19 protein-coding genes are annotated in these 16,096 nt (G+C 59.7%); 9 read left to right on the forward strand and 10 right to left on the reverse strand.

Going from position 1 to position 16,096, the window contains the following annotated elements:
- Positions 1 to 116: 116 nt before the first annotated feature.
- The gene (locus LQ249_RS15990) at positions 117 to 1,013 is read right to left on the reverse strand and encodes a LysR family transcriptional regulator (RefSeq protein ID WP_108524183.1); all 897 of its coding nucleotides are present in this window, start codon (positions 1,011 to 1,013) and stop codon (positions 117 to 119) included.
- Positions 1,014 to 1,118: 105 nt separating this feature from the next.
- On the opposite strand from LQ249_RS15990, the gene LQ249_RS15995 reads away from it, so the two are divergent.
- Entirely contained in the window at positions 1,119 to 2,114 is a 996-nt protein-coding gene (locus LQ249_RS15995; protein WP_057004170.1) for an aldo/keto reductase, read from the forward strand.
- Between the two features lie 129 nt (positions 2,115 to 2,243).
- Here the strand turns inward: LQ249_RS15995 and ahpF are convergent, their stop codons facing one another.
- The 3 genes from ahpF to LQ249_RS16010 form a co-directional block, all read right to left on the reverse strand.
- Complete coding sequence (gene ahpF / locus LQ249_RS16000) at positions 2,244 to 3,809, reverse strand: alkyl hydroperoxide reductase subunit F (protein ID WP_057004171.1); 1,566 nt, start codon at positions 3,807 to 3,809, stop codon at positions 2,244 to 2,246.
- Between the two features lie 117 nt (positions 3,810 to 3,926).
- Entirely contained in the window at positions 3,927 to 4,490 is a 564-nt protein-coding gene (ahpC, locus tag LQ249_RS16005) for an alkyl hydroperoxide reductase subunit C (protein ID WP_010210361.1), read from the reverse strand.
- 133 nt (positions 4,491 to 4,623) lie between these two features.
- Positions 4,624 to 5,556 (reverse strand): site-specific integrase, encoded by a 933-nt coding sequence (locus tag LQ249_RS16010; RefSeq protein ID WP_046383535.1) that lies wholly within the window; start codon positions 5,554 to 5,556, stop codon positions 4,624 to 4,626.
- 170 nt (positions 5,557 to 5,726) lie between these two features.
- On the opposite strand from LQ249_RS16010, the gene LQ249_RS16015 reads away from it, so the two are divergent.
- The gene (locus LQ249_RS16015; protein ID WP_046383536.1) at positions 5,727 to 6,734 is read left to right on the forward strand and encodes a DNA-binding protein; all 1,008 of its coding nucleotides are present in this window, start codon (positions 5,727 to 5,729) and stop codon (positions 6,732 to 6,734) included.
- On the opposite strand, the gene gorA is transcribed toward LQ249_RS16015, so the two are convergent.
- Together gorA and galU are read right to left on the reverse strand one after the other, a co-directional pair.
- On the reverse strand, positions 6,735 to 8,093 hold the full coding sequence (gene gorA / locus LQ249_RS16020) for a glutathione-disulfide reductase (RefSeq protein ID WP_232565625.1): 1,359 nt from the start codon (positions 8,091 to 8,093) through the stop codon (positions 6,735 to 6,737). It abuts the gene before it with no gap.
- 105 nt (positions 8,094 to 8,198) lie between these two features.
- Entirely contained in the window at positions 8,199 to 9,038 is an 840-nt protein-coding gene (gene galU / locus LQ249_RS16025) for a UTP--glucose-1-phosphate uridylyltransferase GalU (protein WP_003212579.1), read from the reverse strand.
- Between the two features lie 310 nt (positions 9,039 to 9,348).
- Between galU and LQ249_RS16030 the strand changes: the two genes are divergently transcribed.
- Positions 9,349 to 9,534, forward strand: a complete 186-nt coding sequence (locus tag LQ249_RS16030) for a hypothetical protein (RefSeq protein WP_017846306.1) — start codon at positions 9,349 to 9,351, stop codon at positions 9,532 to 9,534.
- 192 nt (positions 9,535 to 9,726) lie between these two features.
- Positions 9,727 to 10,008, forward strand: coding sequence for a hypothetical protein (locus LQ249_RS16035; protein ID WP_017846307.1), 282 nt, complete (start codon positions 9,727 to 9,729; stop codon positions 10,006 to 10,008).
- A gap of 9 nt (positions 10,009 to 10,017) precedes the next feature.
- On the opposite strand, the gene LQ249_RS16040 is transcribed toward LQ249_RS16035, so the two are convergent.
- From LQ249_RS16040 to LQ249_RS16055, 4 genes are all read right to left on the reverse strand, one after another.
- On the reverse strand, positions 10,018 to 10,248 hold the full coding sequence (locus tag LQ249_RS16040; RefSeq protein WP_102617064.1) for a hypothetical protein: 231 nt from the start codon (positions 10,246 to 10,248) through the stop codon (positions 10,018 to 10,020).
- 77 nt (positions 10,249 to 10,325) lie between these two features.
- Complete coding sequence (locus tag LQ249_RS16045; RefSeq protein ID WP_026139942.1) at positions 10,326 to 11,243, reverse strand: c-type cytochrome; 918 nt, start codon at positions 11,241 to 11,243, stop codon at positions 10,326 to 10,328.
- A complete protein-coding gene (locus LQ249_RS16050) occupies positions 11,240 to 11,887 on the reverse strand; it encodes a c-type cytochrome (RefSeq protein WP_046383540.1) in 648 nt (215 codons plus the stop codon). The genes LQ249_RS16045 and LQ249_RS16050 overlap by 4 nt, the downstream gene beginning before the upstream one ends.
- A gap of 175 nt (positions 11,888 to 12,062) precedes the next feature.
- Positions 12,063 to 12,413 carry a hypothetical protein gene (locus LQ249_RS16055; RefSeq protein ID WP_046383541.1) on the reverse strand — a complete coding sequence of 117 codons (351 nt, stop codon included), beginning with the start codon at positions 12,411 to 12,413 and terminating at the stop codon, positions 12,063 to 12,065.
- Positions 12,414 to 12,627: 214 nt separating this feature from the next.
- On the opposite strand from LQ249_RS16055, the gene LQ249_RS16060 reads away from it, so the two are divergent.
- From LQ249_RS16060 to LQ249_RS16080, 5 genes are all read left to right on the forward strand, one after another.
- Positions 12,628 to 12,930 carry a DUF1883 domain-containing protein gene (locus tag LQ249_RS16060; protein ID WP_017846312.1) on the forward strand — a complete coding sequence of 101 codons (303 nt, stop codon included), beginning with the start codon at positions 12,628 to 12,630 and terminating at the stop codon, positions 12,928 to 12,930.
- A 26-nt stretch (positions 12,931 to 12,956) separates the two neighbouring features.
- Entirely contained in the window at positions 12,957 to 13,121 is a 165-nt protein-coding gene (locus tag LQ249_RS16065; RefSeq protein ID WP_017846313.1) for a hypothetical protein, read from the forward strand.
- 4 nt (positions 13,122 to 13,125) lie between these two features.
- Complete coding sequence (alkB, locus tag LQ249_RS16070) at positions 13,126 to 13,791, forward strand: DNA oxidative demethylase AlkB (RefSeq protein ID WP_046489457.1); 666 nt, start codon at positions 13,126 to 13,128, stop codon at positions 13,789 to 13,791.
- Between the two features lie 75 nt (positions 13,792 to 13,866).
- Complete coding sequence (gene ada, locus LQ249_RS16075) at positions 13,867 to 14,913, forward strand: bifunctional DNA-binding transcriptional regulator/O6-methylguanine-DNA methyltransferase Ada (RefSeq protein WP_232565626.1); 1,047 nt, start codon at positions 13,867 to 13,869, stop codon at positions 14,911 to 14,913.
- A gap of 118 nt (positions 14,914 to 15,031) precedes the next feature.
- Positions 15,032 to 16,093 (forward strand): NAD(P)H-dependent flavin oxidoreductase, encoded by a 1,062-nt coding sequence (locus LQ249_RS16080; RefSeq protein WP_232565627.1) that lies wholly within the window; start codon positions 15,032 to 15,034, stop codon positions 16,091 to 16,093.
- Positions 16,094 to 16,096: the final 3 nt, after the last annotated feature.

Below are 16,096 nucleotides of genomic sequence, written 5' to 3' on the forward strand. Positions count from 1 at the left end.
GGTGTGCAGCGGTTGCACGCGTGGGCATGTCAGAACCAGGCCCCGGCAATCGCAATGACACGACCCAGGCCGGCGGACGTCATCGCGCAACCCCCAAGCGTGCCGCGAATGGCGTGTTACGCAGACTCTCCATAACGGAAGAATTCTATGAAGGCCCGCAATGCAGGACGCATCAGTCGCCGGGAAGGATAGTAGATATAAAAGCCATCGAAGGGTGGACACCATTCTTCCATGACGGAAATCAGCCTGCCTGCGCGGACATCGGCCAAAACGCTTTCCTCAAACAAAAAAGCCAGCCCAATGCCGTCGAGGGCGGCCTGCCTCATCAGTTCCTGCTGTGGCAGGATCAGATTGCCGTTCACCCCGACACTGATGGCATGCCCGTCGCGCTCCAATTCCCAGCGGTAGATACGGCCACTCTGGAACCTGCGGCGGATGCAGTTGTGTGCGGCCAGGTCGCGGGGGTGCAGAGGTTTGGGATGCCCGGCGAAGTAAGCCGGGGCCCCAACGATCATGCCGCGCCGTGCCCCACCAGCACGTACCGCGATCATGTCGATCTCCAGGCTCTCCCCGAGCCTGATCCCGGCGTCACACCCTTCCTCGACTATGTTCTCAAACGTATCCGAAACGCGAATGTCGAGCTCAATCGCAGGATAGAGCGCCACGAATGCCGGCAGTCGACGCATGATGACTTCCTGGACAGCGAGGAGCGGCATCGTGATCCGTAAGGGACCAGAAGGCGCAACAGCATCCTCCGTAACTTCCGCGAACCCGGTTTCGATTTCGGCGAGAGGGCCTGTGACCCGTGCCAGAAGGCGTTCGCCCTCCTCTGTCGGGCGTGTCGAGCGTGTGGTCCTTGCCAATAGGCGCAGCCCCAAGGCGCCCTCTAACGTGGAGACCGCATGGCTGACCGCAGAAGGCGCGATGCCGAGTTGATCGGCCGCCGCGCGAAAGCTGCCTGTCTTGGCGACGGCGACGAAAACGACGAGTTGGGAGAGCTGTGTTCTGTCCATTGTTCTAAATTTTAGATCAACACAATCTCGCTTGCACGGGTTATCAGTGCTAGTCGCTCGCTCTACCCTGTTCGTATTCCGGCTAACTTCACAGAGGAACACGTTATGGAACATCGCAAATTAGGCAAAATCGACGTCTCGGCCATCGGTTTGGGCTGCATGGGACTGAGCCAGGCCTATGGCGTCCAAGATGAAACCAGTTCAATCCAGACACTGCATCGTGCAGTCGAACTTGGCGTAACCTTCTTCGATACTGCCGAGGTTTATGGTCCGTATCGCAACGAGATACTTCTGGGCAAGGCGCTCAAGCCGTATCGGGAACGCGTGGTCATCGCGACGAAGTTTGGCTTCATCTACAACCGGGATCGGAACGATTTCGGTGAAATCACCGGAACGGATGGCCGTCCCGAAAATGCCCGGGCCGTCGCGCACGCTTCGCTGAAGCGCCTCGATACCGACGTCATCGATCTCTACTATCTGCACCGTGTCGACCCAGCGGTGCCCATCGAAGAAAGTGTCGGAGCAATGGCCGAACTGGTCACCGAGGGCAAGGTTCGCGCGATCGGCCTTTCCGAAGTCTCTGCCGAGACATTGCGCCGAGCCCACGCCATCCACCCGATCACCGCGTTACAGAGCGAATATTCTCTGTGGACGCGTGATGTCGAAACCAATGGCGTTCTCGACACTTGCCGCGAGCTGGGCATTTCCTTCGTGCCGTTCAGCCCGCTCGGCCGCGGCTTCCTGACCGGCAAGGCGCCCGTTACCGCCACGCTGGAAGCGGGAGATTTCCGACACAATCTGCCGCGCTTCCAGCCTGGGCACGTCGAGGCAAACCGCAGGTTGGTGAGCGTGATCGAAGAAATCGCCGCCGCAAAAGGAGTGAGCGCTGCGCAAGTCGCCCTGGCTTGGGTGCTGGCCCAGGGCAACGACATCATTCCGATCCCCGGTGCGAAACGCCTCGAACATCTGGAGCAGAACGTCGCCGCGACCCGCCTGAAATTGACCGAAGAGGAATGCACCTGGCTCGAAGCGACGTTCTCGCCCGAAAACATCTCGGGCAACCGATACCCGGCAGCGTTTGAGGTGATGTCTCAGAAATAAAACCCGCACTGAAGGTGCAGACCTTGTGTATCGGGCAGTGGCGTAGCCCAGCAAAATACGCTACCGAAACCATCCTGAAATAAAAAACCCCATGTTTACACACGGGGTTTTTTATTTACGGCGCGGACTTCAGGCCGGCGCCGAGGTCCGGATCAGGTGATCGAACGCGCTCAGCGAAGCCTTGGCGCCCTCGCCCACCGCAATCACGATCTGCTTGTACGGCACAGTGGTCACGTCACCGGCAGCGAATACACCCGGCAGTGACGTTTCGCCACGCGCATCGACAATAATCTCGCCCCGGGGCGACAGTTCGACGGTGCCTTTGAGCCAATCGGTGTTGGGCAACAAACCGATCTGCACAAAGATGCCTTCCAGGCCGATGGTCGTGAACTCACCATTGTCGCGATTCTTGTACACCAGGCCGGTGACTTTCTGGCCATCGCCTTTAACTTCACTGGTCAGTGCGCTGGTGATCACGTCGACATTCGGCAGGCTGAACAGCTTGCGTTGCAACACAGCATCAGCCCGCAGCTTGCTGTCGAACTCGAGCAAGGTAACGTGGCTGACGATGCCGGCCAGGTCGATGGCCGCTTCGACGCCGGAGTTACCGCCACCAATCACCGCTACGCGCTTGCCCTTGAACAGCGGGCCATCACAGTGCGGGCAAAAGCACACGCCCTTGGCCTTGTATTCCTGCTCGCCCGGAACGCCCATTTCACGCCAGCGGGCGCCGGTAGCCAGGATCACCGTCTTCGACTTGAGCGTCGCACCGCTTTCAAAACGGATTTCGTGCAAGTCACCGGCATTTTTCGCCGGCACCAGGCTGCTGGCACGCTGCAGGTTCATGATGTCCACGTCGTACTGACGCACATGAGCTTCAAGCGCGCCGGCCAGTTTCGGCCCTTCGGTTTCCTGTACCGAGATAAAGTTCTCGATGGACATGGTGTCCAGCACCTGGCCGCCAAAACGCTCGGCCGCCACACCAGTACGGATACCTTTGCGCGCAGCGTAGATAGCCGCCGCCGAACCGGCCGGGCCACCGCCGACCACCAGCACATCGAATGCCGCTTTGGCACTGATCTTCTCGGCGGCTTTTTCGATACCGCTGGTGTCGAGCTTGGCGAGGATTTCTTCCAGGCCCATGCGGCCCTGGCCGAAGTTCACACCGTTGAGGTAGACACTTGGCACGGCCATGACCTGGCGCTCATCGACTTCGGCCTGGAACAGCGCGCCGTCGATGGCCACATGTTTGATGTTCGGGTTCAGCACGGCCATCAGGTTCAGCGCCTGGACCACGTCCGGGCAGTTCTGGCATGACAGCGAGAAGTAAGTCTCGAAGCTGAACTCGCCTTTGAGCGCGCGAATCTGTTCAATCACTTCGACACTGGCCTTCGACGGGTGGCCACCGACTTGCAGCAGGGCCAACACCAACGAAGTGAATTCATGCCCCATGGGGATGCCGGCAAAACGCAGGCTGATCTCGGCACCCGGGCGATTGATGGAAAACGAGGGCTTGCGCGCATCGTCACCCTCGGTTTTCAGGGTAATCAGCGTGGTGAGGCTGGTTACGTCCTGCAAAAGTGCAAGCATTTCCTGGGATTTCGCGCCGTCATCGAGGGAGGCGACGATCTCAATCGGCTGGGTGACCCGTTCCAGGTATGACTTCAACTGAGCTTTAAGATTGGCGTCCAACATACGGGCGACTCCTTTGAATTTGGTAAAAAAAACGCCCGAGCGAATCTCGCCCGGGCGTTTTTGAGGGCGGTTGCAGCTTACTTAGGTGCGGAATCCCGCCCTTGATGTGTCACAGACTTAGATCTTGCCGACCAGGTCCAGGGACGGAGCCAAGGTGGCTTCGCCTTCTTTCCACTTGGCTGGGCACACTTCGCCTGGGTGGGCAGCGACGTACTGAGCGGCTTTGATTTTGCGCAGCAGCTCGGAAGCGTCACGACCAACACCGCCGTCGTTCAGTTCAACGATCTTGATCTGACCTTCTGGGTTGATCACGAAAGTACCGCGGTCTGCCAGGCCGGCTTCTTCGATCAGCACGTCGAAGTTGCGGGAGATGGTCAGGGTTGGGTCGCCGATCATGGTGTACTGGATCTTGCCGATGGCTGGCGAGGTGTTGTGCCAGGCAGCGTGGGCAAAGTGGGTGTCGGTGGAAACGCTGTAGATTTCGACGCCCAGCTTCTGGAATTCGGCGTAGTTGTCAGCCAGGTCTTCCAGCTCGGTCGGGCAAACGAAGGTGAAGTCGGCCGGGTAGAAGAACACTACGGACCATTTGCCTTTCAGGTCAGCGTCAGACACGTCTACGAAGTTGCCGTTTTTGTAGGCGGTCGCTTTGAACGGTTTTACTTGGCTGTTGATGATAGGCATCGTTGATTCTCCGTCAGGGGTTGGTAAGTTGATGAAGTGAATCCTACCCACTCTCTTGGCCGATGGCTCATTGGCAAACCTGATGCTCGCGATTGGCTTTCTCTATCAGCCGACAGTATTAATAGAAGAAACCTCAAATCAGCGGCGCAGTTGCCAGGGTCATGCCTAGAAAGGGTGTCGCTTCAACATAGCGCATGGCGGATTTCATGTCGTTCCAGCCGACGTAACTCATCAACGACTTCAAATCCCAACCACTGCGATGGGCCCACGTGGCAAAGCCCCGACGCAGGGAGTGGCTGGTGTAGTGCTCGGCCGGAATGCCCGCACGCTCCAGGGCCTGGCGCAGCAGCGGGATCACGCTGTTGGGGTGCAACCCCGCCTCGCCCAGGTTGCCCCAGCGGTCAATCCCGCGAAACACCGGGCCGCGGACCAGCGCCGAAGCGCTGAGCCATTCACTGTAAGCCTGCACCGGGCACAGCCGCAGCAATGCCGGGGTTTGGTAGGTCTTGCCGAGGTTGTCGCGGTCGCTTTTGCTGCGTGGCAGGTACAGGCTGATGCCGGCCCCGGGCACGGCCTGGACGTGCTCGATGCTCAATCGGCACAACTCATCACTGCGAAAGCCGCGCCAGAAGCCGAGCAGGATCAATGCACTGTCGCGTTTGGCGCGCAACAGCCGGGCGGGGTCCTGGGCTTCGCTCGCTGCGCGCGCCTCCCCTTCCAGGCACGCAACCACCTGTTCCAGATGCTTGAGCTGCAACGGCTGCGCCTGCTTCTCCCGCGCCGGGTGTACGGCGCGAATTCCCTTGAGCACCTGGCGCACGACCGGCGCCTTGGTCGGGTCGGGAAAACCCTGGCTCGTATGCCATTGCGCCAATGCCGAAAGGCGCAACTTCAAGGTATTCACCGCCAACACCCCGGCATGGGCCACGAGGTAACGCGCCACGCTGTCACTGGTGGCGGGCAGGAATCCGCCCCAACTCACCTCGAAGTGCTCGATGGCTGCGCGATAGCTGCGGCGCGTGTTATCGCGGGTAGCGGCGTTTAGGTAACGATCCAGATCGCTCATGAAAGCCTTTTCGTACTGCTGATAGGGCGCACTCACGGTGAAAACCGCGCTGACACGGGATAATACGCCAATATCCCATCTGTTAGATCATGATTTTTAACTCGTTTTTATTCATGATATGATATGTAAATACATACCATGTACCACAGTACTAAATCGACGGAGACCCCATGGCTCGTGGCGGCATAAACAAAGCAGTCGTTCAAACGGCACGCCTGGCGATCCTCGCCCGCGGCGAAAACCCCAGCATCGATGCAGTACGCATCGAAATGGGCAATACCGGCTCGAAAACCACGATTCATCGCTACTTGAAGGAACTGGACGAGAGCGAAACGCGGCAGACCATCACCGAAGCGCCCATCGACGATGAACTCGGCGAACTGGTGGCACGGCTTGCCCAGCGCCTGAAAGAGAAAGCCCAAGAGCCCATCGACCTGGCCCTGGCGCAATTCGAACAACAGAAAACCGCCCTGCTCGCCCAGCTCGAAACGCTGCAAGCAGCCCACAACCAACTGCAACAGCAATTCGATATCCAGGCCGCGGCCCTTGCCGAAGAAAGCGCAGCCCTGCAAACCGCCAGCACCAGCCTGCAGACCGAACAAACCCGTAACGCCGGGTTGAGCCAGGCGTGCAGTGACTACGAGCTGCGCATCAGCGACAAGGACGAACAGATTCGCTCGCTGGAAGACAAACACCTGCACGCCCGGGATGCCCTGGAGCATTACCGCAACGCCATCAAAGAACAGCGCGAACAGGAGCAGCGACGCCACGAAGGCCAGGTGCAACAGGTCCAGGCGGAACTGCGCCAGGCCCAGCAGAGCGCCATGGTGCGCCAGGACGAGATCACCCAGTTGCACCGCGACAACGAGCGCTTGCTGATCGAACATCGGGTGACGGTGAAGGAGTTGGCAGCACTGCAGGAGCAAGTGCGCAAGGACCAGGCGCAGCAACTCAACCTGAGCGAACAGTTGAAGCAGATCGACAGCGAACGCACCCTGCTCCAGGAACGCCTGCGGGTCGCGGTGCAAGACAGTCAGTCACGCCAAGCCGCGCTGAGCGAATTCCAGCAGGCCAACAAGGCGCTGGAGCTGGACCTGATCAAGGCTCAGGCCAGCATCGAGGCGTTGCGTCTGACAGCCGCCGTTGCAGCGACCGCCGAGGCAACGCCCAGCACCTGATCAGTCGGCCACGGGCGTTCGCATGGTGACGAACTCTTCGGCCGCCGTCGGGTGTACGCCAATGGTTTCATCAAAATGCTGCTTGGTCGCGCCCGCCTTGAGCGCGATCGCCAAGCCCTGCACGATTTCCCCGGCGTCCGGGCCGACCATATGGCAACCCAGGACCCTGTCGGTGTCGGCGTCGACCACCAGTTTCATCAGGGTTTTCTCCTGGCAGCCGGTCAATGTCAGCTTCATCGGCCGGAAACGGCTTTCGAAAACCTTCACCTTATAGCCTTTGCCCTTCGCATCTTCCTCGCTCAGACCGACCGTACCGATGTTCGGCAGGCTGAACACGGCCGTCGGGATCATCGCGTAGTCCACCGGACGATACTGCTCCGGCTTGAACAAGCGACGCGCCACGGCCATGCCTTCGGCCAGGGCCACTGGGGTCAACTGCACGCGACCGATCACATCGCCAATCGCCAGGATCGACGATTCGGCGGTCTGGTACAGGTCATCCACTTCGACAAAACCGCGCTTATCCAGTTTGACCCCGGTGGTTTCCAGGCCCAGGTTATCCAGCATCGGCCGACGGCCGGTGGCGTAGAACACGCAGTCTGTTGCCAGCACGCGCCCGTCTTTGAGGGTGGCCTTGAGGCTGCCGTCGGCTTGCTTGTCGATCCGTTCGATATCGGCATTGAACTGCAGATCCAGGCCACGCTTGGTCAATTCTTCCTGCAGATGCTTGCGCACCGCACCGTCAAAACCGCGCAGGAACAAGTCGCCGCGATACAGCAAAGACGTCTGCGCACCCAAACCATGGAAAATTCCGGCGAACTCAACGGCGATATAGCCACCGCCAACCACCAGCACGCGCTTGGGCAGCGTTTTGAGGAAGAACGCTTCATTGGAACCGATCGCGTGCTCATGCCCCGGTATCTGCGGGATCTGCGGCCAGCCGCCGGTCGCGATCAGGATGTGCCTGGCCGTGAAGCGCTCGCCATTGATTTCCACCTGATGCGGATCGACCAGTCGCGCATGCCCTTCATGCAGGGTCACGCCGCTGTTGACCAGCAGGTTGCGATAGATGCCGTTGAGGCGGTTGATCTCGCGGTCCTTGTTGGCGATCAGCGTCGCCCAGTCAAAGTTCGCCGCCCCCAGGGACCAGCCGAAACCGCTGGCCTGCTCGAAGTCTTCGGCAAAATGCGCGCCGTAGACCAGCAGTTTCTTCGGCACGCAGCCGACGTTCACACACGTGCCGCCCAGGTAGCGGCTTTCCGCCACGGCCACCTTGGCGCCAAAACCGGCGGCAAAGCGCGCAGCACGAACACCGCCGGAACCGGCGCCAATCACATACAGGTCAAAATCGTAGGCCATTTCACTCTCCTCGGCAGGCAATCAGCATACCGACTTAGTTGGGGGCGAAAAACGAAAAAGCCACCCGAAGGTGGCTTTCTCTTACAACAGGCGGGCAACCGTGAATCAGTAAGCCTTGCCAGTCTTGTAGAAGTGCTCGTAGCAGAAGTTGGTCGCTTCGATGTAGCCTTCGGCGCCACCGCAGTCAAAACGACGACCCTTGAACTTGTACGCGATCACGCAACCGTCTTTGGCCTGCTTCAACAGGGCGTCGGTAATCTGGATCTCGCCACCCTTGCCCGGCTCGGTTTCTTCGATCAGCTTGAAGATGTCCGGGGTCAGGATGTAACGACCGATGATCGCCAGGTTCGACGGAGCATCTTCAGGCGCTGGCTTCTCGACCATGTCGCGCACGCGGATCAGGCCATCGCCGATGTCGTCGCCGGCGATCACGCCGTACTTGTTGGTTTCTTGAGGATCGACCTCTTGAACCGCGACGATGGTGCAACGGTACTTCTGGTACAGCTTGACCATCTGGGTCAGTACGCCGTCACCTTCCAGGTTCACACACAGGTCGTCGGCCAGTACCACGGCGAACGGTTCGTCACCGATCAGCGGACGGCCGGTCAGGATGGCGTGGCCGAGGCCTTTCATCTGGGTCTGACGGGTGTAGGAGAACGAGCACTCGTCGAGCAGCTTACGGATACCAACCAGGTATTTTTCCTTGTCGGTGCCTTTGATCTGGTTTTCCAGCTCGTAGCTGATGTCGAAGTGGTCTTCCAGCGCGCGCTTACCACGGCCGGTAACGATAGAGATTTCATTCAAACCGGCATCCAGTGCCTCTTCGACGCCGTACTGGATCAGTGGCTTGTTCACCACCGGCAGCATCTCTTTGGGCATGGCCTTGGTCGCTGGCAAGAAGCGAGTGCCGTAACCGGCTGCTGGGAACAAGCATTTCTTGATCATATGGGTCCTTACAAAGGGCTGTGCGTACGGAATTCGGCGCAGTCTAATCAGGCCGCAGTCACCTTACAATGGGTCCTGCTGGCGTTGCGATGTCATCATAGAGAAAAAATGTCGGCGTAAGTTCCGCTAATCCTACAAAGAGCTTCACCAATACCCCGACAAAAACAGCGTAGCCCTGTGGCTTGAAAAGGGCTGCAACCCTTTTAGCACGCTTTGGCGCCGCAAACATTGACCTGGAATAACTTGGGCGGTGGCGCGACAATTGGCGCTATCATTACGCCCTTGAACCAGACTACGAGATTGTTAATAGATGTCAGAACCCAAAGGCGTGAACGGCTACCTGATCACTAAGCGAGCGGACGGTTGGCACCTGATCAACTTCCACGGCGACAGCGTCGCTGGCGCATTCGCGACCGAGAGCCAGGCAACTGCGGTTGCAGAAGTGTTTGTGGATGAAGCGGGCCACGCATCGAGCAAGCGACCGAAGGGCAAGTAAGCCTTGGAAGCTGCGTAAAAAAGCCCCGGTGAACGGGGCTTTTTTGTATCTTTTGTCTAACCCTGGAATAGGCTTACACCTGACTTTCAGAACGAGACATGTCTATACGTAGATGGCAGTTCGCTATAGTCTCGTCGAAACGCCCCATGACAGTGTCAGCGCGCCCTCCAACACCCTCGATGATGAACACACATGAACAAGATTCTGGCACTCACTGCAGTATTGGCGCTCGCCGGCTGCACGACCACATCTGATGTCTACCTGAAAAACGGCGAACAAGGCCTGACCATCGACTGCTCGGGCGAAGCCAATTCCTGGGCCAGTTGCTACGAAAAGGCCGACGCCTCTTGTGCGGGCACCGGCTACCGTATCGTCGGTACCGAAGGCACGCCTTCGCTCAAGGAAAGTGAAAAGACCCTGGGCCAGGACGTGGGCAACTTCAAAAGCCGCAGTGTGGTGGTGGTCTGCAAGTAAGCGTTACGTCTACAGCTGGATATCGGCAAACTTGATACCCAGGCCACGGACGGTCTCCACCAGGTCATCCAGGCGCGAGAAAGATTCGACTTCATCCTGATCGTCCACCAGGAAAAAACTGCGACCGCCGCTTTTCTTGAAGAATACGATCCATTCCCCGAGGTCAGCCGGGTTCTGGATGATGTGAGTGGCCGATATCTGACCTTCGGCCTGGCGAGCCCTGACGTGTTCACGCTTCATGAAAGACTTCCCAAAAAAGACACATGCCGCACAAACCGAGGGTTTGCGCGGCATTTTTGCGTTGATTGGGCGAGAGTCTAACGGATGCCCTGCCCAATCAACACGCCTTCTACGGTTTGGCCGTAGAGATTGACCCCATCGTTGGCGTGGAATTTGACCCGGGTTTTCTCCACGGAACCGTCAACCAGCCGCGGGTCCTGCGGTCGCTCGTGGCTGTTGACGTAGGCCGCTACGTCCCAGGCTTGCTGGTCGCTCAGGCTGCCACCCTTGCCCAGCGGCATGTTGTGCTTGATGAAGGACGCCGCAGTATTGATACGGTGCATGCCGGCGCCCCAATTGTAGGAGTCCTTCCCCCACAACGGTGGCATCACGTAACTGTCACCGACCTTCTGGCCCTGCCCTTCGGGGCCATGGCAGACGGCGCATTGCCCTTTGTAAACCTGCGCGCCCCCGGACAGGTCATAACCCTTGGCCGGTTGGGCCACGTCGGGATACCCACGGCCTGGTAACTCCACGCCCAACGGTGCTTTGCTGGCCAGCCAGTAGGCGTACACCGAGAGCGCGGTAATTTCGCGACTATCAGCGGTCGGCGGCGTACCGCCGTTCATGCTGAATTGGAAACACCCCTGCAACCGCTCGGCAAAGGTGTTGACCTTGTCGTTCTTCTTTCGATAGGCCGGATACATCGGGTAGGCGCCCCACAGCGGCGCCGAGTTGGCCAGGCGGCCCTGATCCAGGTGGCAATTGCTGCAGTTGAGCCCGTTACCGACGAATGTCGGCGCCAGGCGTTTGGTATCCACGAACAACGCGTAGCCCTCCTTGACCAGCTTGCCGTAGGCATTGTCAGGCAGCTCGCTCTCTTGGGGCGGCTGGAATTGACTGACAGCCGCATGGCCGGCAGAAGGCTGCAACTGCGACTGGTCTTCCATGGCGATCGTAGCGGCGTGGGCGGACGGCAGACCCAACAGTCCTAGAACTAAAACAAACGGGCTCATGGCTTGGCCTCCAGTTTCAGTGAGGCGAAATACTGGGCCACGCCCTGTACTTCATCCGGCGTCAGGGATTTTGCGATGTGGCCCATCAGGTCATTCGGGTCGTTGTGACGGGTGCCGTTTTGCCAGGCCGTCAACTGTGCTGCCAGGTAGGTGGCAGGCTGACCGGCAAGAGGCGGGAACGTGTCGCCGACACCCGTACCGGCAGGACCATGGCAACTTGCACATGCCGGAATCTGCCGCTCCCAGGCGCCCTGCTGGGCGAGCTTTTGCGCAGCACCGATAGGCATCTCGCTGCGATGGATCGGTTGCGGGACGGCGCCTGGCATCGCCGCCAGCGCCTGGCTGACAGCGTCGATCTCGGCGTCAGTGAGGGCATTCGCCAAGGGTTGCATCACCGGGTTGGCACGCGTGCCGCGCTTGAAGTCTTCCAACTGTTTACGCACATACAGGGCCGGCAACCCCGCCAACCTGGGGAAGCCCGCGGCGGCGAGCCCCGCGCCATCGGCACCATGGCAGGCTACGCAAGGCATGGCGCCCGGCTGCGAGCCGCCCTCGGTGAATATCTTCTTCCCATCCAGCGCGTGGGCATTGCCCAGCAGCAACATCAGCGCACTGCCTATCAGCACTCGTTCCAGAGACATCATCACGGCTCCATTTTTTATAGTTATATATTTAGGCGTTTATGTCATAAGCCTACAAATGGTAGGAGAACCTTCCCGTCACGACAACTGCGAAAACGCGCGCAAAAAAAAGCCTGACACCGCAATGGCAGGTCAGGCTTTTTTATCGGATTCAAACGGACCGTGTAAACGCGCGGCCTCAGCCGGAAATGCAGTCCTCCCCGGCCTTCTTCACATCGCCTGGGCGGATCGGCACATTGGACATGCTCTCGTAGAGCTTGATGCTGCTGCCACTGGAGCGCTCGTCAATCTCGAAAATAGCCGACGGGTCAGCGGAGAATTTCTGCGGCACAATCACCTGCACGCCGTCTTTATGCGGCTCGATCTGCGGCGGCCGGCGGGTAGTCGACAATTTGCGTACCACACAGGCGGCATATTCCTGCGGTTTTTTCCCTGAAATGACCGCCAAGGTCGGGGGGGTCTGCTTGATATCTGCAACCGAAGCACACCCACCAATCGCCAAGGCCAGAACCAACACACTCCACTTCATATAAAACCTCCGATAAAGACCCTAGGACAGCGGGGATGGTAATTTTCTCCCGCCCACGTAGGATTTATCCCTGATAACTCGGTAAATAACTGTTTTAAATTGTCGAAGTCGTCGACGACGGCCCGATAATAAACGCGCTGGGGCTGATAAACTCTATCTTAACCTACGTATCGTTCTGATTTTTCAGAAAAAGCCCTTCTGGAGACACCCGCCCATGAAATTCATCCACCAGCGTGAGCACCTCAACGAGGGAGATATTGTCGTCATCGAATGCTCACAGACTTGTAATATTCGTCTGATGAGCGATGCGAATTTTCGCAGTTTCAAGAATGGCGGTCGTCACACCTACCACGGCGGCGCGTTCGACAAGTTCCCGGCGAAAATCACCGCACCGAGCACCGGTTTCTGGAACATCACCCTGGACGTTGTGACGCGCCGCGCCATCAGCGTTACCCGCAAACCTGCGCTGTCCCACAAGATCCGCATCGTTCGTCGCACCAACAGCAAATTGAGCTGACCCGAACACTCGACAGGAAAAAAGCTGTGACCACGACCAAATACGTCATCAAGTACAAACTCAACGGCGAACGCCGCTTTGAGTTTGCCCAACTGCACAGCAACAGCGTCGAAGAAGCCAAGCTAGTACTGGCGAAGATTCACGACGCCAGCGATGAAATCACTGACATCAACGTGAGCAAGGCGCTGTAAGCCCATGCCCGGCCCGACCGTCGACCTGTTCGCCGACGACGCCCTGCAACAACCCGCAGGGCGTGAGCAGATTGGCGAACAGTCCCACGTTCTGAGGGGCTATGCCCTGCCCTGGATTGAGCATCTTCTGCCAGCGTTGCGCTGCGTGCTGGCTCAGTCGCCGTTTCGGCAAATGGTCACGCCTGGTGGTTTCACCATGTCGGCCGCGCTGAGCAGTTGCGGAGAACTGGGTTGGACCACCGATCCCAGCGGCTACCGCTACACCGCGCTTGACCCGCGCAGTGGCCACCCCTGGCCAGCCATGCCCGAAACGTTGCGCCAACTGGCGGCACACGCGGCGGCCGACGCCGGGTTCAGCGATTTTGTGCCCGATGCCTGCCTGATCAACCGTTATGTGCCGGGGGCGAAGATGTCGTTGCACCAGGACAAGAACGAACGCTGCTATACCGCGCCGGTGGTTTCCGTGTCGCTGGGGCTGCCGGCGATCTTCCTGTTCGGCGGCCATGCACGCAGCGACAAGCCGCAAAAAATCTCGTTGTTCCATGGCGATGTGGTGGTGTGGGGCGGGGTCGATCGTCTGCGCTTCCACGGAGTCATGCCGGTCAAGGACGGCACGCATCCGGTCATGGGCCCGCAACGCATCAACCTGACCTTTCGCACCGCCGGCTGATTTGACCGCAAGCTTCAGAGTGCCAGGCCGCCGCGACACGACTAATCTGGCCGTGACCCGTCATGAGAGCAGGCAATGAATAACGAACATGACCCGCGCTGGGCAGCGATCCTCGCCCGTGATCCTCAGGCCGACGCGCTGTTCGTCTATGGGGTAAAAACCACCGGTGTGTATTGCCGTCCCAGCAGTGCCTCGCGCTTGCCGCGCCCGGAAAACGTCGAATTCTTTGAGACACCTCAACAGGCCGAGGCGGCAGGCTATCGCCCAAGCAAACGCGCGACCGGTGACCAGACGCAACGCGCGGCGCGTCACGCCGAACTGGTGGCCAACGCTTGTCGGCAGATCGAACACGCCGAAACCCCGCCCAGCCTCGACCAACTGGCACAGCAAGCCGGGCTGAGTGCGTTCCATTTCCACCGCGTGTTCAAGTCTGTCACCGGCCTCACCCCCAAGGGCTATGCCAGCGCCCAGCGCTCACGCAAAGTGCGCAAGGGGCTCAAAGGTCGCAACACCGTCACCGACGCGCTGTATGACGCCGGCTTCAATTCCAACAGCCGCTTCTATGAATCGGCGGACCAACTGCTTGGCATGAAGCCAAGCGATTACAAAGCCGGCGGCACGAATACTCACATCCATTTTGCCGTCGGCCAATGTTCCCTCGGCGCGATTCTGGTGGCGCAAAGTCATCGCGGCGTGTGCGCGATTCTGCTGGGCGACGAGCCGGACACGCTGGTGCGCGACCTGCAGGACCAATTCCCCAACGCCGACCTGCTGGGCGCGGACCCGGCCTTCGAACAATTGGTCGCCCAGGTGGTGGGGTTTATAGAAGCCCCGGCCCTGGGCCTGGACTTACCCTTGGACCTGCGCGGCACGGCCTTTCAGGAACGGGTATGGCAGGCCTTGCGCGACATCCCGGTGGGCAGCACCGCCAGCTACGCGCAGATCGCCGAACGGATTGGCGCACCCACCGCCTTTCGCGCTGTGGCCCAGGCCTGTGGCGCCAATCGCCTCGCAGTGGCGATTCCCTGCCACCGCGTGGTGCGCAGTAATGGCGAGTTGTCGGGCTACCGATGGGGTGTGGAGCGCAAGCGCCAGTTGCTGGAACGCGAGCGCGACCGCTAAAACAGCCCGCGCCACTACACGAAACCCAGGCTGCGTCCAGTGAATAAAACAGACTGGCCGGATGCCAAGGGCCCTGCTAAAACAGCGAAAACTCTTACCAACGCTGGAGACGCATCCCATGAGCACCTGGCCAGACACGCGCATTCTCGATCTGCTGGGCATCGAGGTACCGATTATCCAGGCGCCCATGGCCGGTGCGACCACCGCGCAAATGGTCATCGCCGCCAGCGAGGCCGGCGCGCTCGGTTCGATGCCGGCGGCGGCGCTGAGTATCGAGCAGTTGCGCGATGCGTTGAGCACTATCCGTCAGGCCAGTACGCGGCCGATCAACGTGAACTTCTTTTGCCATCAACCGCCCGAGGCGGACGACGCCCGTGATCGGCGCTGGAAAGACCTGCTGCAACCCTACTACCGCGAACTGGGCGCCGACTTTGATGCTCCGACGCTGGTGACCAACCGTGCGCCGTTCAACGAAGCGGCTTGTGAAGTGGTGGAAGCGTTCCGTCCCGAGGTGGTCAGTTTCCATTTCGGCTTGCCGGAAAAGTCCTTGCTCGACCGTGTCAAAGCGACCGGCGCCAAGGTACTTTCATCGGCCACAACCGTCGAAGAAGCGATTTGGCTGGAACAGCATGGCTGCGACGCGATCATCGCCATGGGCCTTGAAGCCGGCGGCCACCGCGGTATGTTTCTCAGCGACGACCTCAACAGCCAGATCGGCTTGATGGCGCTGGTGCCGCAGATCGTCGACGCCGTGAGCGTGCCAGTGATCGCCGCCGGCGGTATCGCTGACGCGCGCGGCATCGCAGCCGCCTTTGCCTTGGGTGCTTCGGCAGTGCAGATCGGTACCGCTTACCTGTTGACCCCCGAAGCCACGGTCAGCCCCTCGCACCACCATGCATTGCGCCACGCCCAGGCCAGCGAAACCGCGCTGACCAACCTGTTCACCGGCCGACCGGCACGCGGCATCGTCAACCGGGTGATGCGAGAACTCGGCGCGATCAACCCGCTGGCCCCGGCCTTCCCCAGGGCCGGCGGTGCGTTGCTGCCACTCAAGGCCAAGGATGAAGCCGGCTTCAGCAACCTGTGGGCGGGCCAGGCGGTGGGCCTGCGGCATCCGTTCGCAACCCGCGAGCTGACCACCTGGCTGGCAGAACAAGCCTTGAGCCGGCTGTCTCGGTAACGC

The organism is Pseudomonas sp. 7-41, assembly GCF_021233075.1.
In the GTDB taxonomy this organism is placed as follows: Bacteria; Pseudomonadota; Gammaproteobacteria; order Pseudomonadales; family Pseudomonadaceae; genus Aquipseudomonas; species Aquipseudomonas veronii.